Source organism: Streptomyces sp. NPDC033174 (assembly GCF_055577795.1).
The window spans coordinates 1-18,101 of sequence record NZ_JBVIPQ010000017.1; the positions used below are offsets into that span (position 1 = coordinate 1).

The window sequence follows — 18,101 nt, forward strand, 5'->3', positions numbered from 1 at the left end:
GCTGGAACAGCTCCCACAACTCATCCGGCACCAGCCGCTCAACAATCCCCGCCACGACCGGCAGCCTACCCAAGCCGCCAAATGAGATCACTTCTTAGTACTCCAGCCGTAGTTCGTGATCTCGATCGTGAGGGGCGCCGAGGAGGCAGCTGGCAGCGTCGATCATCTGGACGAGACCGACCACGCCGTCGCGGGCCTCCGTTCCTTCTCCGCCTACCCGAGTCCACCGAGACGGAGGGCGTTCTCAATCTCGCTGAGTTTCGCGGAGGACAGAACGCCCGCTCGCTCGATCAGGTCGTCCCGGGACACGGTGGTCAGCCACGTGCAAGGGGTAAAGCCCGGACGCGGCAACGCGAACCGCAGCACGCCGTCAAAGGGCAGTCCTTCCACGGCGCCTACTGCCACTTCGACGCCCAGACCGGTGATGTCGACACCCGCCCGAGCGACGACCTGCATCACCCGGATCCCGGACGCGTCGTCTCCCGACAGCAGCACGACCGGCCGCCGCTCGTCGAACTCCACCCACCAGACTTCGCCACGTTGCACATGTCCTCCTGACACAGGACGGCGGGCGGACGCTGCGCGACCCCGACGCGCTGTGGAGACGGGTGCGGACACCCGTTGATCATCGGTGTGTGAAGACAAACGATCACGCTGTGGCCACAGGTCACAGCGTAGACCCTGCCCGCTGGCAGGAGGCGTTCGAGGGCCTGATGAGCCGGATAGCGGGACGGTTCACATGGGTCGAACCCCGGTTCCGGGTCCAGAAGTTGGTGCTCGGACTGCTGTCGGACCTGCCGCGCAAGAACTGCTGAACCATCGCCGAATGGGCTGGGGAGAGGACCCGGACGGCATGCAGCACCTGCTCGGTCGGGCCAAGTGGGACGCCGACCGGTCCGCGACGATGTGTGTGACTACGTGGTGGACCACCTGCACAACCTGGGACTGTACGGGCTGGTGGGCTGCAACCTCCTGGTTCTGTCCGCCGCCATCGTCCTGCGCACCATCTATGTCACCAGTCGGCCCATGGAATGATCGGCCTTGTTGCGAGGGAACGGAGACATGGCCTGGGCGCGAGGCTGCCACTGGAGGTGCCTTGGCCGAATAGGGTGCTCTCGCCGCTGAGCGGCATTGACTTGCGCTGTTAGTCGGGGCGTTCTCGTCACTGGGGACGGGGGTGACTTGGGCGGTCCAGGCGGGTTACTGGCGTGGGCCCCAGGTCACTTCGACGGGGGTGTCGTGGAAGTCGCGCGCGAGTTCGTTGAGCATCGCCGTGGCTGTGGCCAGCGCCGTTTCGGGATCGAGCAGCTCGTCGCTGAGGCGACCGCAGAGCATGCTTCGGCGTAGTCGTGTGACGTCCGGTTTGTGATCAGTTGGGGCCGAGGAGCGCGGGGCAAGGTGTTACGCCGAAGTGTCTGCGTGGCGTTTTCCAGAAGTCCCTTCCGGATCGGCTGCCTCTTTTTTCACCTGGACGAGGCGCTTGTTGTTCAGCACGGGCAGGACCGCGAGGGCAGTGAGCGCCATGGCGGTACCACCGACGTAGAAGGCGGCAGGGATTCCAAAGAACTTTGCCACCAGGCCGCCGGCTATTCCTCCGACGGTGAAGGCGCCCACGGCGACGGACCGGTAGGCCGCGGTGACGCGGCCCATCAGTGCGTTTGGCACGATCTGCTGTCGGAGTGTGACGACCTGGGTGGTCTGGATCAGGACGACGAAGCCGTCCAGCGCCATGAAGGCGACGGTGGCCGCCGGGCTGATCGCCAGTCCCATGCCGATGGTGGATCCGGCCGACAGCAGGTTCGTCACCAGGATCAGCGTGCCCAACGGCATTTGCGTGCCGACCTTGTCGGCCACGAGGCCGCCGATGACCGCCCCGATGGCACCGGCCGCGAGCAGTACGCCGTACCAGCTCGAGGTGACACCGAGCACGTCCGTGGCAAGGAGTACAAGGATGCCGTAGGTGGCGGCGCTGACGGCATTGCCCATCGCTGCGATGACACTGAGCGACCGCAGCGTCGGCGACGTCCAGTACCACCGCGCGCCGACAGCGATGTCTGCCACGACGCTCTTCACCGTCAGGGGCTCTGCGGACGGATCCTGATGGTGCCGGGTGACCGAGGGGATCAGCGCCAGCAGGCCGACGGCGGCCAGAGGTCCCCGGTAGTGGCTACCCACTATGGGAGTGGTCTCTTCTCAGTGGCGGTGCCACCACCACCGGCGGCGCTCTCCCTGCCCCGGCTCTGGCTCTGGTTGGGGCTCGGTGTGGGTCTGGGCGGGTACCGAGGCGGTGGTGACCGGCTGGATGGCAGCCCGTTCCGGGGCGGGCATGAGCGCGCGCAGTGCGTTCTGCAGGTCCGCGATGTGCTCGCCTTTGGCGGCGGGCTGGGCGCGCAGGTGCTCGGCCTCGGCCTGGGCCAGTTCCGCCCCCGTGCTGGGCTGCGGCGAGTTCCAGGGCGTGCTCCTGGCGTATGCGCTCCAGCTCGGCCCGCAGGGCTGCGGCCTCCTGGCCGGTGACCCCGGCCGGGGCGGGGGCCGTGTCCGGCGTGGCCGGGGCCGTGGCCGACTCCTGGCCTGGGGTGGCCCGGCGTGCTCCTGGCCGTGCTCCTGGTCCTCGTTGCCGACGGGGAGCTGTTCGGCGGCGAGGCGGGCCCGGGGCGCAGGAAAGCTGGCCGGCTGGGACGGTGTGGGGCCGGTGCCCAGGGGCCGGCGGGTGGTACTCATCAGCCGAGTCTCCCACCGGGCAAGCCTCCCCCGACCGCGGCCGGTCCGGGTCTCGTGAGGGTTGTACCCAGGGTTGTCTGCACGGGTGCGCCCTGGGTTGCACCGGAGGTGTGAACCCCCCTTTTCAACTTGACCCGTTAGCCGCATGAGGTGTCCTACCTTCTAGGCGGGTTGATAGGGCCATTCGTAGGGTCCTGTCGCCTGGGGGTTCTGGGAGGGGCTACTGAGGTGTCGCCGCTCGTGGCTGAACAGACTTGGCCGCCTGGGACCCCACCGACGACCGGGCCGCTCATTGAGAGTTGCGAGTAGATCGCTGAGTAGGACAACGCCGGTGAGGTCGTCTGCAGAGAATCAGTACGACTGAAACGGGATGAAGATTGAATCGCATCTGGGCCGGCATCGATGCTGGCAAGGGCCACCACCACTGCTTCGTCATCGACGGGGAGGGCACCAAGCTGTTATCGAGGCGGGTGGCCAATGACGAGCCTGACCTCTTGCAGCTGATCACCGATGTTCTCGCCCTGGGCGACGAGGTGATCTGGGCCATCGACCTTGCCGATGGCGGGGCCGCTCTCGTCATCGCTCTCCTGCTCAACCACGCCCAGCAGGTGCTCTACATCCCCGGTCGGACCGTGAACCGGGCCACGGCCGGCTACCGCGGCGAGGGCAAGACCGATGCCCGTGACGCACACGTCATCGCCGACCAAGCCCGCATGCGCCGTGACTGCAGCCGATCAGGCCCGGCGACGAAGCCATCATCGAGCTCCGTCTGTTCACTGGCCGCCGTGCCGATCTGGTCTGCGACCGCACCCGAGCCGTCAACCGCCTTCGTGGCCTCCTGACCGGCATCTTCCCCGCTTTCGAGCGCGCCCTCGACCTGGGCAACCACGGCCCCTTGGTGCTCCTCACCGGCTACCAGACACCAGCGGCCATCCGTCGGCTCGGCGCCAGTCGGCTCGAACAGTGGCTCCGGAACCGGAAGCTCCGCTGGTGCGGAGCCCTGGCCCGCACCGCCATGGAGGCTGCTGAACGGCAGCACACCAGCGTTGCCGGAGAGCAGACGGTCGCAGTGACGGTCGCCACGCTCGCTCGTGAAGTGATCGTGCTTAACGAGAAGATCAGCGAGATCGACCGGCAGATCGAGGTTTCCTTCCGCGCCCACAGTCAGGCCGCCATCGTTGCCAGCATGCCCGGGATCGGCAACCTGCTCGGAGCTGAGATCCTGGCCGCCATCGGTGGCGACATGGATCTCTTCGGCAGCCCTGATGGCCTGGCGACGTACGCCGGCCTGGCACCGGCTCCTAGGGACTCAGGCAAGGTCAGCGGTAACCGACACCGGCCGAAGCGATACCACCGACGTCTGCAACGGGCCCTGTTCCTTGCAGCCATGAGCAGCATCACCTGCTGCTCGGAATCACGCCGGTACTACGACCGCAAACGAGCCGAGGGCAAGAGGCACTCCCAAGCAGTCCTGGCGCTGGCTCGGCGACGCGTCAACGTGCTGTGGGCACTTCTCCGAGACCAGCGGCACTACGAACTCACGCCAGCGGTAGAAACCGCCCAATAGGGCTTCTCGCCGATCGCAAACCTGATCGACCGAAGCCGACTTCTCAGGGAGGATCTCACCAGCATTGACCCATGACGCTGAGGAGATCCCCTGTGATCACACAAGGAGTACAGGTCACAGGCCGGTGCAGTGCCTGCGGAGGTACGACGACCTGCGATGTCGGTCAGTTCTTCGACCACGGCATGCTCTGTTGGGGCACCGAAGGGCGATGCGTGGACTGCCCGAATGGGTGGTGCGAGGAAGACAGCGGCCCCGTCACGCCCGAGAACATTCGACAGGCTCTGCTGCAAGCGCACGGGCCAGCGCGGCTTCGCCTGTCTGGAGACGTGCCGAGCCTTGTTCCCGTGCTGCAGGCCCTCCGCAGTGCACGGGAACTGTCCCTGGGCGAAGCACGAGCGCAGGCCACGGAACTCGCCGAAACCGGTCTCATCGGCACGCTCGTTGAGATGGAGGTCCTGGCGGTTCACCTTCGGAGACGAGCCATCGCGGTGAGCGTTGAACCAGCGGCGTAGCCCCGTCTGGACAGCACCCGCGCGGCTTGACAACGGCATTGAGAAGTCTTTCCCGTACTGAGGGCCTCCGGTGTGTACGAGAACTAGAAGCACGAGCGCAGGCCACGCAGCTCGCCGAGACCGGTCTCATTGGCACGCTGGTCGAGATGGAGGTCCTGGTGATTCACCTCCGGAGACGTGCCGTCGCGGTGGCCGTTGAATCAGCTGAATCACCTCGTCCGGACAGCATTCGGCACGGCTTGACACCGGCATTGTGAAGTCTTCACGCCCCGTTGTCGGAGGTGGATGGCATGGTGAGCCGAACAGAACGAGACACGGGGAGTGAAGAACCATGGGCGACTACTTCGAGCGGATCATCGACCTCGAGGTGAGCGACGAGGATGCCGGTGCGCTTGCGGAGCGGATGGTCGACTGGATGGTTTCCGAAGGCCTGGTCACGCGCGACATGTCGGGTGACGCCATGTACTCCCTGAGCGTCGACAAGGGTTATGTTTCCGGCCCGAACTGGCGGCGCGCCGTGGAGGACTGGGACGGGGACTGGATACCCGGCCCGGTTGCCGTCGTAGTCGGGCGGGACGATCACTTCGCGGGTCAGGGAGAGATCGAGCCGGAGTGCGCCGTCTGCCCACGCTGCCGCGCCAAGACCGTGATCATCAACTACCCGGAGGCGTGGGAGGCGGACGAACAGGTCTGGCAACCCTTCCGGGACGGCATCGAACGGTGGAAGGAAACGGGGGAGGGGAGTGCTGCGTGCCCGTCCTGCGGTGCGCTGGTCTCCGTCACTGAATGGGAGTGGCCCTCTGGCTTCGAGCTCGGGTCGCTGGCCTTCGACTTCTGGGGGTGGCCCCCGCTCCTCGACAGCTTCTTCACCGAATTCCGCGCACAGCTCGGGCACCGCACCGCAGAGCACACGGGGAAGTTCTGACACGTATCGTCGCCGCAATGCGTTGGGAGGGTATCCGAGAGACAGGGGGCGTCTTTCGGTCGTGGCCGGTGCAAGTAGCCGGCGCGGCACACGTGACCCGTACGTGGCCGTGACACGAGCGTGCGAGGCCGGGCGCGTACGTGGCAGCCAGCCACCGAACGCTGCGCTCAGCGCCTGGCCCACGACGGGCGGATCTGGGGGAGCGACCGCGTGAGTCGTGGCTTGCGCGGCGGCAGTGAGACTCATAGTCCGGGGTATGGACGCGCGCAAGGCGGCGCTACGGCAGGCGTACCGCCATGCCCTCCGCCCACCTGGCACGCCGCCCGCCAACCACGGCTCTCGGTCCCTAGGTGTGTGACTGAGCACTGCATCTGGCGGATGAGCACTGAATCTGTCGGGCTGTGCAGCGGAATTATCGAGGTCCGAGGGGAACTGCGAGTTCGGCCCGGGACCTACGCTGGCGCTACCTTCCACCCCGTCTAGGAGTAGCGTGCCGCCTGCCTTCGTTCACCAGATCACGAAGTACGACCCCGCCGACCGTGACGAACACGGCAGCTACCGGGGCGCGGAGGAGGTGGTCAGCGACCACGGGCCGGTCGAGGCCGCGTATCTGGAGGCGATCTCCGCGTTCGGCGGAAGCTGCGGGCATTGACCGGCTGGAGATCCGTGAGCCCTCCGGCGCCGGGCTCGTCCACCTCGGTGCCCAGCCGGCGGTCGAGGGGCACGGTCTCGGCGGGCTCTTCCCAGCTGACCTCGCCGGTTACCGCGACGGGGCCGAGGTCTCCCTGGCGGTGGCCCTGGAGCTGATCCGCGTCATGCTCCGTGAGCAGGGCGCCTGGTGCCGGCTGGAGGCGGGCGAGAAGGCCGGCTCCAAGCGCACCAAGCCCGAAGAACTGGGCATCCGCATCCTCGACCCCCAGGAATTCGCCGTCCTCGTCGCCACCCTCCTCCCCACCACCTAGCCATCGCCCCCCCAGCCCTCGGCCCGGCTTGTACGGCGCGGAAAGCCCCGCGATACCGGAGGGCGGGGCGGGGCGATGGCTCTGTCGTGCCGACTGCTCGGGGGCGCTGTCGACCAGGCTCGGTCGATCCGTCGCCCATCGAGACTCTGTTGAACCCGGTGATCGGCTTGAACGGCCCGGCCGTCATGCCCTCGCGTGTCGACCGCGGCGCCTCGCGTCCACCTAGCCGGAAGAGGCACCGCAAGGCCTTCGCTTAACATTGTGTGAGGGCCTGATCGCGGTGGGTCGGGTGGGGAGAGGAAAACGATCAATGGCGCTGCAGACCGGACTCTACTATCCGTACGTCCATTTGCGCGACGATTCGTGGGCCAAGGCGGCGGCCCTGTACTGGCGCAACGTGGCCCGCGTGGTGCCGCACGGTTTCCCGGTGCGAGACCACGCGGTTGTCAGGGTGCTCAACCAGGGCTCGGGATTCCTCGTCGATACCGATCCACGGCCGGCTGCCGAGGCCGTCGCGCCGGCGTTCTTCACGGCGGTTCAAAACAATTCCGAGGCGCTGCGCGCCCGATTCGCCGTGAGGGGTCGCCAGTTCACCGCACGCTTGCAGTCGGTCCCGATACCTGCGTCGACCGGTCGGCATCTGACCGGCCTCTACCCCGCAGAGATTTCCGACGAGCTCGTGGACGCGCTGGAGGAGGCCGGGCTCGCCCGCTGGGAGTCCCGGGTCGGACCCCAGCAGACATCGTGGGTAGTCGTGGACCCGGCCCTGGCCTGGGCGTACAAGTGCGCGCTTACCCAGGAACTGGCCCGACGGACGGCGTTCGCGCCGGTCACCGACCAGCTGGAGGCCCACACTGCGTCGGGCGACTGGACGGCCCAACGCATCATCGACACACTCCTAGGCCCCGCGGCACCAGCGGTCGGCCACGAGACGGCACAGGCCACGCTGGCCATGATGGCAGTGCGCTGCGTCCTTCCGGCCGACCTACGCCACGTCCCGGCCGAAAAGATCGTCCGCCTGAGGACGCAGTACGCCGACGAGTTCATCGCCTTCGCGGCAGCGGTCGAGGCGGCGACAACCGACGTCGTCAGTGCCACCCAGGACGTCACGGACCGCGCTGCCTTCGAACTGCACCTCCAGGGAGCCTTCGACCTCCACCTGGCCCAGCCGCTCGAATCCCTGCGTAAGGCAATCAAGGGTCTGAAGCTGGAGACCATTTCCACCACGCTCATGATCAAGCCAGAGGTGACCGTGCCTGGGGCCGGACTCGGCTGGCTGCTGGGCGGAACCGCCACCGCTGTCGGCACCGGCATCGCGTTCGGCGCCCTCGCCACCCGCCAGGCCGCCGCCCGCGAGCGCGACATACTGGTGGCCTCCTCGCCCGCCGGCTACCTGCTCCGTGTGGAGAAGGAGCTGAAACCGGCGACCGTGCTCCAGCGGGCAAGTCGGATCGCCGCGCGCGCCGCAGGCGTGGGGATCTGACGCCACCGTCGGCCAGCTCGTCCTCGGCGTCCTCGGCTACGCCGCCTACCGCCACCTGCGCCTGGCCACGCCGCTCATGGTGGTCGCCGCCTTCGCCGCTGCGTTCGCCGGCGGCCTCGCCGTCGTAGTCGCCGTCTGACCGGCCACCGGACAGCCACGACTGCCCAATCGGTGAGCGTCTGGACTACGCGGAGGGGCGGCCGCCGAGACGGCGCCGGCCGGGTGCGGGGGCATGCGCCTGGTCGCGCTCCTGGTCCTCGTTGCCGATGCTGGGCGCGATTTTGAGGACGGCAGCGGTCTCTTTGTCGGTCAGGAGGTTGTCGGGGTGAGCACCGCCGGGCAGCGGTTTCGGGGTGTAGCGGGTGCGCTCAGCCAGAACCCGCACGGAACCGGTGACGGGGTGCACCATGCGCACGATCTCGGCGCAGGCGTTGCCGTAGGCGTAGCAGTCCGCACCACGGGCCGTCCGTGAGCCTGCCCAGCTTGAGCCCTACGCCATAGCGTGCAGCCACCCGGCTCAGAAACGACTGCGTCATCTCACCCCGCAGCGGTGCCACCCGCCACACCCCGCTTGCCAGGAGTATCGACCCCGCTCCTAACGGCGCCAGCTTCCGATTCCTACCGCCCATGCCCTGCCTGGTCCGTTGATCTGCAACTCCCATAACCGTCAGTCGGCCTCACCCGTTATGGGGCACCAGCCACGGCTTGGCGGGGAAGCCGCAACTCGGGGCTCCTACGCCCAGTCCATGCCTAGTTCCCGCAGCGCGTCGAGCTGGTCCTGGCCGAGCTTGTCCCGCCGGGTCTTGGTGTTCGAGACCCACACCCCCAGTTTCACGATCAACGGCTCCGTCTCGCCGTCGACCGTGATCTCTTCAGCGTGGCCGCGTGGTACAGGCCGATGGCCTTCCCGTTCGACCCATTGCGTGAGGGCCGCAAGTCCGCGCTGGAACGCCTGCTGCGCCTTGCTCGAACCCTTCGTCGCACGCGTTGCCGCCGGGGCCGGAGCTGGTGTCTCAAGGGGCTTGACGCCCAGCTTGGACAGCCGCTCCTGCTGCTCGGTCGACAGCTGTGCCCAGGTGCTCGGCTGGGTCTGCCGCTGGAGCCACCGGCCGATGTCATCGCCGTCCATCAGCACGCCGGGTGCGATGTCGGGCAGGCTGCCGTCGGCGTCGACCAGGTCGGCGAGGACGCGGTAGTGGCGTTGCCAGTCCAGCGGCCAGGGGCAGTTCCAGTCCGGGTCGATCGCCGCCAGTTGCTGCGCGCGCTCCGCCGCCCGCTTCTGGTCCTTGCCGAGGCCGCCCTTGCGGCGCAGATTGGCGATGTGCTGCCCGATGGGCACCATCGCCTCGCCCTCGCCCCACACCTGGTCCTGGCGGGGAGCAAGGTGGCCCGTGGCCTGCCGGTAGGAGCGGAGCGCGGCGAGTTTGGATTCCCACGCCTCTTCGCCTGGCTCCCACACCATCCCGGCCTCCGGCACGTCCAGCAGCTCCTTGCGGCGCGGCTCCAGCTCCCCTGCCCGCAGGGCCTTCCGCTGCTGGTGGACCCATCGCCCAAGCGGAAACGCCTTCGTCGCCCCGACTTTGACCTGAACGTCGTAGGGCACGGCGTGCAGGCTGGTGATCTCGTTCTCCTTCCGCCAGCGGATGAGGGCCTGGTAGCCCTCCAGCCACACCAGGGACTCCGGCCGGTAGACCCGGGTGCGCAGGAACGCGGCGATCGTGGCGGCGTCTCGGGGAGAGGAGAAGTGGAGCAGGGCGGACTCGGCAGCGGCGTCGGTGTCGTCCTGCTCCTGGTCCTCGCCGTCGCCCTCGCCGCCGGCCCCGACGATCCGCCCCTCTTCATCGCGCCGGACGTGGACCTTGCGCTTGCCGCTGGTGAGGGCGCGGGAGGCGAGCTGCTCGACCAGGCGCTCATCATGACTGCGGAGTCCTTGGAGGACCGCTACAAGGGGGCGGAACGAGGCGCTGGCGACCATGTCGGCCGGGTCCTCGCCGGGCTCCAGGAACACCGGCACGATGATCCGCGCGACCTTGGTGGAGCCGTCCTTGTTGAGACGGAGTGCCCGGCCGATATTCTGCACGATCTCGACCTGGGAGCCGCGGGTGTCGGCGAAGCAGATGGTCTCCACGCCCCGCTCGCCGGTGATGTCCACGCCCTCCCCGAGAACCCGCACCGAGGCGAGGAACGCCCGGTGCACGCGCCGGTCGTTCGCGTCGATGCCGTTGGCGAACTGCCGCAGGACCTCGCGCCGCTCGGACACGAGGTGGTCGCCGCACAGCCACGCCGACCACACCCGGTCTGGGGGTACATGGCGGCCGGCCTCCAGCTCGTAGAACTCCGCGTCGATCGTCGACTTCGGCAGCTTGTCCGCAGCGGCCAAGTCGTCGTCGGAGGCGTCGTTCATGTACAGCTCGGCTGCCGTCTGCGGCATCTTCTTCGCGAACGCTGCGGCTTCTTCCACCTTCTGGTGGAACGTCATGACCGTACGCAAGTTGTACGCTGCCGCGTGCTCCAGGAGCGCGGTCTGCAGGAGCGCTAGGCGCCGGCCTCGCTGCGCCTCCTCCGATTCCCCGAGGACGGGGGAGGGGTCGCGGATTTCCAGCACGTCGATCTCGAACCCTGCGAGGATGCCCCGCTCGATCGCCTCCGAGAGCCCCAGCTCGGCGATCCACGGTCCGTACGTCTCAGAGTCCTGGCCCATCGAGGCGATCTCCAGCTCCTGCCCGTCCGCGGCCCTCTGCGGGCGGGGCGAGGCGAGGATGCGCGGGGTCGCGGTCAGATACAGCCGGAAGTCGGCGGGGATCCGCTGGTTGTCATGGATCGCGGCCCACGGCCGACCAAGATCACCAGCGGTTCCGTGCGCCTCATCCACGATCGCGAGGTCAAAGCCCGCCATCTGCTGCCCGTACAGCCGCTCCCCGCCCGCCAAAGCGGCCTCCAGCGGCCCGCGAACCTTCCGCCGGCCCTCGGGAGCGTTGATGTCCTCACGGTCCACCAGCGAGGCGTACGTGGCGAACACGACCACGGGCCCGCTTCCGGCCCACAACGCGAGCTGGATCGGGTTGGTGGTGGCACGCACCCCCAGCTCGTTGAGCACCGGGTCGTTCTCCAGCGAGCACACCGCCACCATCGGCGCCCGGTGGCCCACCCGGCGCCACGCCTGGGCAGTCTGCACGAGCAGGTCCAGGGTCGGCACCGTCACGAGGATGCGGCCGTCCCGGAAGCACTCCAGGGCGCACGCGGCCGCCGTAATCGTCTTGCCCGAACCGGTCGCGGACACGATCGTCCCGCGTGCCCCCTCCGGCGGCACAGATGACCTTGCAGGGAATCCCACCCACTTCCGGAACGCCGACTTCTGATCGACCTGGTGTTCCCGGAGTTGAATCACCGGCATTCAGATGCCTTCCAATTTTCCGATTCGAAAATGACCCAGGTGACATACAGCCTGTTCCGCCCGTCCGTGACATTGCGTCAGAACGCTTTCACGACAACCACGGTTCAGGACGTTCATTGACCGAGAAGAGCGTGGTCGGGAGACGAGCACCACATTAGAATCGTGGCCATGGCTAACGACTTCTGCGAAGTCATGTTCCTTCCCTCTTCTCAGTGTGACCACTGCCGTTCCGCACAGTCGAATCTCCCCCGAAGGGTGTACGTCACGAAGGGGGGAAGTGTTTATCACCGCACGCCAAACTGCGAAGGTCTCAAAGATGGTCAACGATACGCCCGGTGGAAAGGTCTGGAGGTCCACGACATCGAGTCCGTCCCGCGCAGTGACGTCCAGGTGTGAGTTCTCATTCTTGTTGCGATAGAGATAGATCTCTGACCTGCGATGCTGCAAGTTACTGAGACAACAGCTCGGATAGCTCTGTCATGCGTAAGGGCGCTTGAGCTGCACTGCTGCAAGCTAGATGGGAATCTCGCAGATATAGTGAGAATCCTGGCGAGCGCCGCGACGCCGCTGCTCCGTACCTGGAGAGAGCCGTCGAGCACCTGGCAGCAGCTGCCCGGCTCCCCGGCCGCGTGCAAAAACAGGGCCCCACGCTCGCCGTCGTGCCAGCTCCTCGCACCGAGCGGACGATCCGAATCGGCTACGCCCGCACCTCGCCGCGGGCAAGAGAGCGGTGGCGAGCCAGCTCGAAGCCCTCTACCGAGCGGAGTTCCACAAGGTCTTCCACGAGCAGATCTGCACCCGCATCAAGCTCCGGCCCGAGCTGGAGAAGACACTCGCGCTGGCCCCCAGCGCAAGGAGGCCGCGCCCGAGACGCCAGTTATCTTCACCGTTCACGAGCTCAAGCGTTTCACCCGCCAAGGAAGCGTCAGACGGGCCCCTGCGGTCGGCCCCGCTCGACTTGCCCGTGTTCGGTTCCGTAGAAGACTGGTAAGTGAAAGCTAGAGCTAGAGGGATCGGCTATGTCCTCTCGTCTTGAGCGGCATCCTGCTGCCGACCGGTCGTTGCTCCCCGTTCCTCGCACACGACTTACGTACGTAGGCACCTTCTTCCTGTTCGTGTCCCTAGTTGCGGTGCTATGTGCAGCTGGCGATGCCCACTACGATGAGAATCAAAAATCTGATCAAGGCCCAGTCGACTGGGTTATGCAGATTTTCGACGGTGCTGCAAGCATGGTGACGAGCGGAGAGAACGGGGCTCCTCTGGCGGACCGTCTTGGCTTCCTGGCCCTCCTCTTCCTCTTCTTCTGGGCTCTGCGGCACGCGATGCTCGCCCATAACGCCTACAAGCCGGGCCCAGTAGACGTAAGAAGGCTCGTGGCATCCACGCCAGAGGGTGAATCGCGGTTGGAAGATCTGACGGCTCAGTTGCGCAAGCAACTGTCAGAAACCAATCTCCATCTCCCGACCACGCTGCCGGCTGAAGCGCCTACCGCGAACTTCTTGGACCTCCTTGGAGACGTCGACCTTGACCCGAAAAAGTTGGGCACAAGTCTGCTTCGCTTCTTCAGTCGGCTACGTCCCAAAATCGCCTATACGGTCACCGGCGTACTCCGCGAACGGGCGCAAGTGCCCGGCTCCGGGGTAACCGTCACGGTAACTTCGTACGCGATCGGTGGCAGCCGTACGGAGACACTTTGGGAGCCGACCTGGGAACAGGCAGTGGACACAGCCGCGTATTGGGTGATGGCGACCCTCGTGCCGATCACGAAGGGCAGCAGGACTCCGCCTTGGCGGGAATGGCGAGGGCGAGACCTCAAACCGGAGCTTTTCGCCGCCTACCAGCAGGCTAAGGAGCTCAGCCGGGACCGAAGGTTCGACGATGCCCTCGACCGTTACTACGCGGCGCTCCGGCTCGATCCGACGAACCTGTTCCTGCGGTCCCAGATCGCCGGCACACAAGAGAAGTTGTGGTTGCACCTCGACGCGCTCGAAACGTACTACGGCGCCATTCTCCTAGATGAGCAAAACAGCAAGCAGCGGAACAAACGTCTCAAGAGACCAGCCCTGCTACGGCACCGCCTCCGGTACAGGTGGTGGCGCGATGGCCTCCTCACCGCGCGCTACCGCTACGCCGTCGTCCTCGGAATGTCAGAGCGCACCGCTGACCAATGGTGCAGAGAAGAGCAGGGTGAGTGCCCTCGGCGGGCACAGGCCCGAACGGAGATCCGCAAAACCATGATGCCAGCTCTCGTCGACCGATACTGGCGCACAGTCAAGGACGTCCCGGGACTGTCTCTCGGCTCCGAAGGTGATGCCAGAATGTGGCTCGAAGACAAACTCCGTCAGCGCAATAGGAGAATGGTTCGACTGATATTTCAGATCGCCTGCAGGGAGGAAATGCGCCAGCTCGCCTACGACTACCCTTGGATTCGGCTCCACTTCCCGCGCACTAGGTATCAGGGATCTCTCACCAGGGCGTCACTCCGGATCAACCGCGACGTGTGGGCGCCACTACGCCTGGCTGGCGCCGACAAATACACCGCACTGTTTTCGCCCAGTCATGAACTGCCGTCATGGCCCGCCACGGGGAAAGACCTCAACATTATGCTGCGGTGTGCGAGGCATTGGCGGCCTCGACGGTGGCGCCCTTGGCAGGACAGCTACAACGCGGCCTGCGTGTATGCCGTGGCGATGAAGGGCTATCCGCCAGGGCATTCAGAGCTTCATGACCTCGCTAAAAGGGCCGTAAGCGAACTAGAGGACGCCGCGAAATCTCAGCAGCGCGATTTCCTTACCATCAAGCGCTCGTGGCTGCTCATCGAAGATCCCGACCTAGAGAAGCTGCGTCAAAATCCCCGATTTGTCCGCTTCGAGCGGGAGACCTATCCGCATCCCACTCCCGATCATCATCGGCCCAGCCAACCGCTGTACGCAGAGCTCACGGCTTACGACCAGCAGTTGCTGGTCGGTAGCACCCATGTCATGGAACACACCTGGCGTATTCGAGGCAAGCAACTGATCACCGAGAAACACGAGCTCTCACAATGGTTCGCAAGTGAGAAACGAATATGGGAATGCGTTCGCCGCGTCGCTGCAGATCGTGGCAGGAACTGGCCTGACCGGGAGAAGCTGCTACAGATGGTCCGAGAGATCGCCGATCCAGTGCTCCTGGACAAATGTGGCCTTCCGTCCCGTCTGCCAGAGCTCGACGAACTCCTGGACGACGCCGCATGGTCCGACCCCGAGCATGCGGAGAACCTCATCGAGAGGAACACCAAGACGATCGTTGAGCGTCTCAAGATTGTGAGTGACAGTTTGCTCGAGAATGCTGTGCACTCACCCATCTCCCACAGCAGTCAGTGGCTCGCTGCGCTGAAATCCGATGGCGCGTACTCAGCTTTGGTGAAACGGTCCATCGTCCAAGATGTGTGCTCGGAATACGAGGCGACCTGGCAGGCGCTCGGCGAAACGCTCGACCCCGACGAACGCGAGAGCGCCCTCACTGAAGCACTGATCAGCCTCAACGGACCGTATTGATCCGCCTGTTCCGTCTACGCAGCCCTGAGTTTGCGGATCTCAGCAGGGCGTGCCAAGCCAGTCGGCCTACGCCCTGCGGCAGGTCAGATCGTGGTTGCTGTCCCTGCCTCGCCGCGGACAGGTTGGTGACCTCTCGCGGGTGTGAGTTCTCATTCTTGTGTCTCATCCTCGTTCACCGGATGTAGAGCAAACTCAGCAAGCGGACCGTGCCTACATCCGGCAGATGCCATCCCCTGCGCACGTTGGACAGTGTGCGACCCCTGTCATCCCCTCGGAGCAGCTTATGCGGTGTGGAGTGTCGACGCCGCGCCAGGCGGAAGACGCGACTCAGCGGCCAAGCGTCCGTACGGGTCGTCGAAGCCCAGATGGAAGGCCCCGTTATCGATGAACGCGGGCCCAAAGATGTCGGCACTCCGGGGCACCGCACGCGAGGGGGACGAAGGGCCTCTCAGCCAGCTGTACGGGACGGCGCAAGCTCTGAACGATTTCGGGTCAACTCACTTTTTTCAGTGACCCTGAGCAGGCAAGAGAGAAGAATCCACCTACCTTGCCGGTGAACACGTCGGCCTGGGCGGATGCCGATCGGACTGGCCGCGAGGGCGTCGGCACGGGCACCATGGAGGCGTCGAGGGTGGGGCACGACCCCGCCCCAATCCCACCCCGATAAGTCCGAGTTGGATGCCGTGCCCCTACCGCCTGGAGTCGCTCATGTCCGCCCTGCCCCTGCCCGCCGCCAGCCCCGAGCCGGCGTCCTGCTCCACCAACCTTCCCGCCCAGGCCCAGCCGAGCCGGTTGGGTGTCCCCGAGGTCGTGGTCATCGTCGTGGTCGTCCTTGCATCGGCCGCATTGGCCGCCGGAAACCGGCCCGTGCCGGCTGCGTTGGTCGTGGTGGCCGCCGCCGTGGCCGAACTGATCACTGGACGCCGCACGAGCGACCCTGCGAAGCCCTCCCGCCGCCGAAGCCGGTAACGATGGGCCGCCCCACCAAACCCGTCGACGCCAGCGCCCGTCCCCGGCTGCGGGCCCTGGCCGCCTACCTGCGCCAACTCAAGGACGAAGCACACACCACCTACGCCACCCTGTCCGAGCGCACCGGCTCCCCCAACACTCCGGAGTACCGCGGGGCCTCCACCCTCAGCCAGGCTGCCCGCGGCACCCACCTGCCCCCGCTTTCGACCGTACTTGCCTATGCCCGTGCTGCCGGCGACCCTGGCAGCTACGCAACGCTGTGGCGGGTAGTTAGAGCGCGGAGCCTGTGGAGGGCGGCCGCAGTCGAAAAGGCCCGCCCGCACTTGTCTGGCCGCGGCCGACGGGCCCGGCAGGTCCGCACCCCAGCCTCCCTGGGCCAGGAATTGACGCGGCTGCGCCTGCGGGCCGGTCAGCCCTCCTACAGCGCAATCGAGCAGGCGACCAAGGCTGACGGACTCCGTGTGCCGCGTTCGACAGCCCGCCTGATCCTGAACGGGAAGGTCCTGCCCAGCCGCGAACAGCTGTCCGCGCTCCTGAAAGCCTTCGACGTGAACATCCAGGACGCCGCCGAGTGGCACATGATCCTCGACCGCATCGAGGACCGACGGCGACCGCCCGAGCCGCCCCGGCGATGGGGAGGCTATGCGTGCTTGGACGCCGACCCTGCAGTGCAGGAATACCTGGAACGCCGCGAGCGCGACGAGGAGATCAAGCGCCGCACCGGCCAGATCCATCCGGACGAGACGTACGACGACTACGAGGAACGGATGCGTGAGAGGGCGTACCGGGAGGCCACGGACCACTGGCTGTACGAGTACGACGAACCCGAGAACGCCGATGAGCCCGAGAGCGAGACCGAGAGGCAAACGCGGACCGCCGAGCAGGCCGCCCTGCGCGCCCAACTGAAGGCCATGGCAGAGCGCGTCACTCCCGCGGGGCGGGTTACCGATCGCGCCTGACGGCGCGCGAGCTGACCGCCTGGTCCTCACTCCTCCTAGACGTTGTCCAGTGTCGGGTGTGAGATCTTCGGTGAGGGCCGAGTTGTGCAGTCGGGCGATGCCGAGCACGGCCTTGTGAACGCAGCGCTCCCTCAAGGTTCACTCGGGGGGTACTGCGCAGGCGTCAGTAGCGCTAAGGCCCGGTTCTCGCGGCGTACCCAGGATCGCTTCGATCCCGGTTCGGGCACCTCTGTGCTGTGGAGGAGGCGATGCTGCTTGTGTGTCTATGCGGGGGGGGCAGCGGGACGGAGGGCGTCTTCCGGCGGACGAAGACGACCATGTGCCGGGCGCGGGTGATGGCTACGCGGAGCAGCCGGCGATTGTTCCGGGTGCGCTCAGTATCCCAGGTCGGTTCCAGGAGACGGCTGTGGAAGGCGCCCTCGGCGATGACGACGCCGTCGAACTCCTTGCCCTTGGAACGGTGCATGTTCAGGGCGCGGCGTATGGCTGCGGCCGCGTCGGTGTAGAAGGTCGCTCCGTCCCACGCCTGAGCCAGGGTGAGGGCCAGCTGGTCGGTCGCGTTCAACAAGCGCAGCATGCGCACCCGCTTGAACAGTTCGTCCAGCTCCTTGGATCCGTGCAGGCGGGCTCAAGCTTCTTGCCAGTCGGCAACGGGCTGGCCGGTGAGCTTCAGGCCTGCATCGTAGGCGGCGTCGATGGCCGCTGCGGTCTTTCCACGTAGTGGTTTGCCGTTGGCGAGCGCGGTGACAGCCCGCTCCATGGTCTGGACCGTGGCTTTGGCGCCGCCTTTAGTAACTTGGTGCGGTAGTAGTCGGCGACAGCGCGTAGGGTCCTCACCAGTGCCTCCAGGCGTGGCAGGGTTGGCTGGCCACTCCAGGATTGAGGCGACTACAAACCTTGCCGCTGCGGTGAGTTCGGGATCCCAGTGCAGGTCGGTTCGACACAGGGAAGCACGCCGCGGGCCGTCACGCTGCGGGCCGTCACGTTCTCCACGCTGATCGTCTCGGAAACCTATACTGAGCCCCGTAGAAGTCATACTCGTCTGCCACCGGGCGCCGGAACATCCGCTCCGG

At 66.4% G+C, this 18,101-nt stretch carries 15 protein-coding genes and 2 pseudogenes; 9 read left to right on the forward strand and 8 right to left on the reverse strand.

Features of this window, described 5'->3' with window-relative positions; translation table 11 throughout:
* Window positions 1-213: 213 nt before the first annotated feature.
* Window positions 214-522 (reverse strand): type II toxin-antitoxin system PemK/MazF family toxin, encoded by a 309-nt coding sequence (locus ACZ5VC_RS32835; RefSeq protein ID WP_469123616.1) that lies wholly within the window; start codon window positions 520-522, stop codon window positions 214-216.
* A gap of 191 nt (window positions 523-713) precedes the next feature.
* Here ACZ5VC_RS32835 and ACZ5VC_RS32840 point away from each other — a divergent pair.
* Window positions 714-939: pseudogene (locus ACZ5VC_RS32840) on the forward strand (transposase); the annotation flags it as partial.
* A gap of 261 nt (window positions 940-1,200) precedes the next feature.
* On the opposite strand, the gene ACZ5VC_RS32845 reads toward ACZ5VC_RS32840, so the two are convergent.
* From ACZ5VC_RS32845 to ACZ5VC_RS32855, 3 genes are all read right to left on the reverse strand, one after another.
* On the reverse strand, window positions 1,201-1,335 hold the full coding sequence (locus ACZ5VC_RS32845; protein ID WP_469123617.1) for a hypothetical protein: 135 nt from the start codon (window positions 1,333-1,335) through the stop codon (window positions 1,201-1,203).
* 66 nt (window positions 1,336-1,401) lie between these two features.
* Window positions 1,402-2,175, reverse strand: a complete 774-nt coding sequence (locus tag ACZ5VC_RS32850; protein WP_468714072.1) for an MFS transporter — start codon at window positions 2,173-2,175, stop codon at window positions 1,402-1,404.
* An 18-nt stretch (window positions 2,176-2,193) separates the two neighbouring features.
* A complete protein-coding gene (locus ACZ5VC_RS32855; RefSeq protein WP_469123618.1) occupies window positions 2,194-2,721 on the reverse strand; it encodes a hypothetical protein in 528 nt (175 codons plus the stop codon).
* A 377-nt stretch (window positions 2,722-3,098) separates the two neighbouring features.
* On the opposite strand from ACZ5VC_RS32855, the pseudogene ACZ5VC_RS32860 reads away from it, so the two are divergent.
* From ACZ5VC_RS32860 to ACZ5VC_RS32880, 5 genes and pseudogenes are all read left to right on the forward strand, one after another.
* Window positions 3,099-4,288: pseudogene (locus ACZ5VC_RS32860) on the forward strand (IS110 family RNA-guided transposase).
* 843 nt (window positions 4,289-5,131) lie between these two features.
* Complete coding sequence (locus ACZ5VC_RS32865; protein WP_469123619.1) at window positions 5,132-5,725, forward strand: hypothetical protein; 594 nt, start codon at window positions 5,132-5,134, stop codon at window positions 5,723-5,725.
* A gap of 490 nt (window positions 5,726-6,215) precedes the next feature.
* The gene (locus tag ACZ5VC_RS32870; protein ID WP_469123620.1) at window positions 6,216-6,377 is read left to right on the forward strand and encodes a hypothetical protein; all 162 of its coding nucleotides are present in this window, start codon (window positions 6,216-6,218) and stop codon (window positions 6,375-6,377) included.
* 139 nt (window positions 6,378-6,516) lie between these two features.
* Window positions 6,517-6,687, forward strand: a complete 171-nt coding sequence (locus ACZ5VC_RS32875) for a hypothetical protein (RefSeq protein WP_469123621.1) — start codon at window positions 6,517-6,519, stop codon at window positions 6,685-6,687.
* A 310-nt stretch (window positions 6,688-6,997) separates the two neighbouring features.
* Window positions 6,998-8,170 (forward strand): DUF6236 family protein, encoded by a 1,173-nt coding sequence (locus ACZ5VC_RS32880; protein WP_469123622.1) that lies wholly within the window; start codon window positions 6,998-7,000, stop codon window positions 8,168-8,170.
* Between the two features lie 184 nt (window positions 8,171-8,354).
* Here the strand turns inward: ACZ5VC_RS32880 and ACZ5VC_RS32885 are convergent, their stop codons facing one another.
* The gene (locus ACZ5VC_RS32885; RefSeq protein WP_469123623.1) at window positions 8,355-8,579 is read right to left on the reverse strand and encodes a hypothetical protein; all 225 of its coding nucleotides are present in this window, start codon (window positions 8,577-8,579) and stop codon (window positions 8,355-8,357) included.
* Between the two features lie 324 nt (window positions 8,580-8,903).
* Complete coding sequence (locus ACZ5VC_RS32890) at window positions 8,904-11,564, reverse strand: helicase associated domain-containing protein (RefSeq protein ID WP_469123624.1); 2,661 nt, start codon at window positions 11,562-11,564, stop codon at window positions 8,904-8,906.
* Window positions 11,565-12,766: 1,202 nt separating this feature from the next.
* Here ACZ5VC_RS32890 and ACZ5VC_RS32895 point away from each other — a divergent pair.
* The 3 genes from ACZ5VC_RS32895 (at window position 12,767) to ACZ5VC_RS32905 (ending at window position 17,028) form a co-directional block, all read left to right on the forward strand.
* The gene (locus ACZ5VC_RS32895) at window positions 12,767-15,100 is read left to right on the forward strand and encodes a hypothetical protein (protein WP_469123625.1); all 2,334 of its coding nucleotides are present in this window, start codon (window positions 12,767-12,769) and stop codon (window positions 15,098-15,100) included.
* A gap of 708 nt (window positions 15,101-15,808) precedes the next feature.
* Window positions 15,809-16,069 (forward strand): hypothetical protein, encoded by a 261-nt coding sequence (locus tag ACZ5VC_RS32900; RefSeq protein WP_469123626.1) that lies wholly within the window; start codon window positions 15,809-15,811, stop codon window positions 16,067-16,069.
* 2 nt (window positions 16,070-16,071) lie between these two features.
* Entirely contained in the window at window positions 16,072-17,028 is a 957-nt protein-coding gene (locus ACZ5VC_RS32905; RefSeq protein WP_469123627.1) for a hypothetical protein, read from the forward strand.
* A 172-nt stretch (window positions 17,029-17,200) separates the two neighbouring features.
* On the opposite strand, the gene ACZ5VC_RS32910 is transcribed toward ACZ5VC_RS32905, so the two are convergent.
* Window positions 17,201-17,605 carry an ATP-binding domain-containing protein gene (locus tag ACZ5VC_RS32910; protein WP_469123628.1) on the reverse strand — a complete coding sequence of 135 codons (405 nt, stop codon included), beginning with the start codon at window positions 17,603-17,605 and terminating at the stop codon, window positions 17,201-17,203.
* 51 nt (window positions 17,606-17,656) lie between these two features.
* The gene (locus ACZ5VC_RS32915) at window positions 17,657-17,788 is read right to left on the reverse strand and encodes a hypothetical protein (protein ID WP_469123629.1); all 132 of its coding nucleotides are present in this window, start codon (window positions 17,786-17,788) and stop codon (window positions 17,657-17,659) included.
* Window positions 17,789-18,101: the final 313 nt, after the last annotated feature.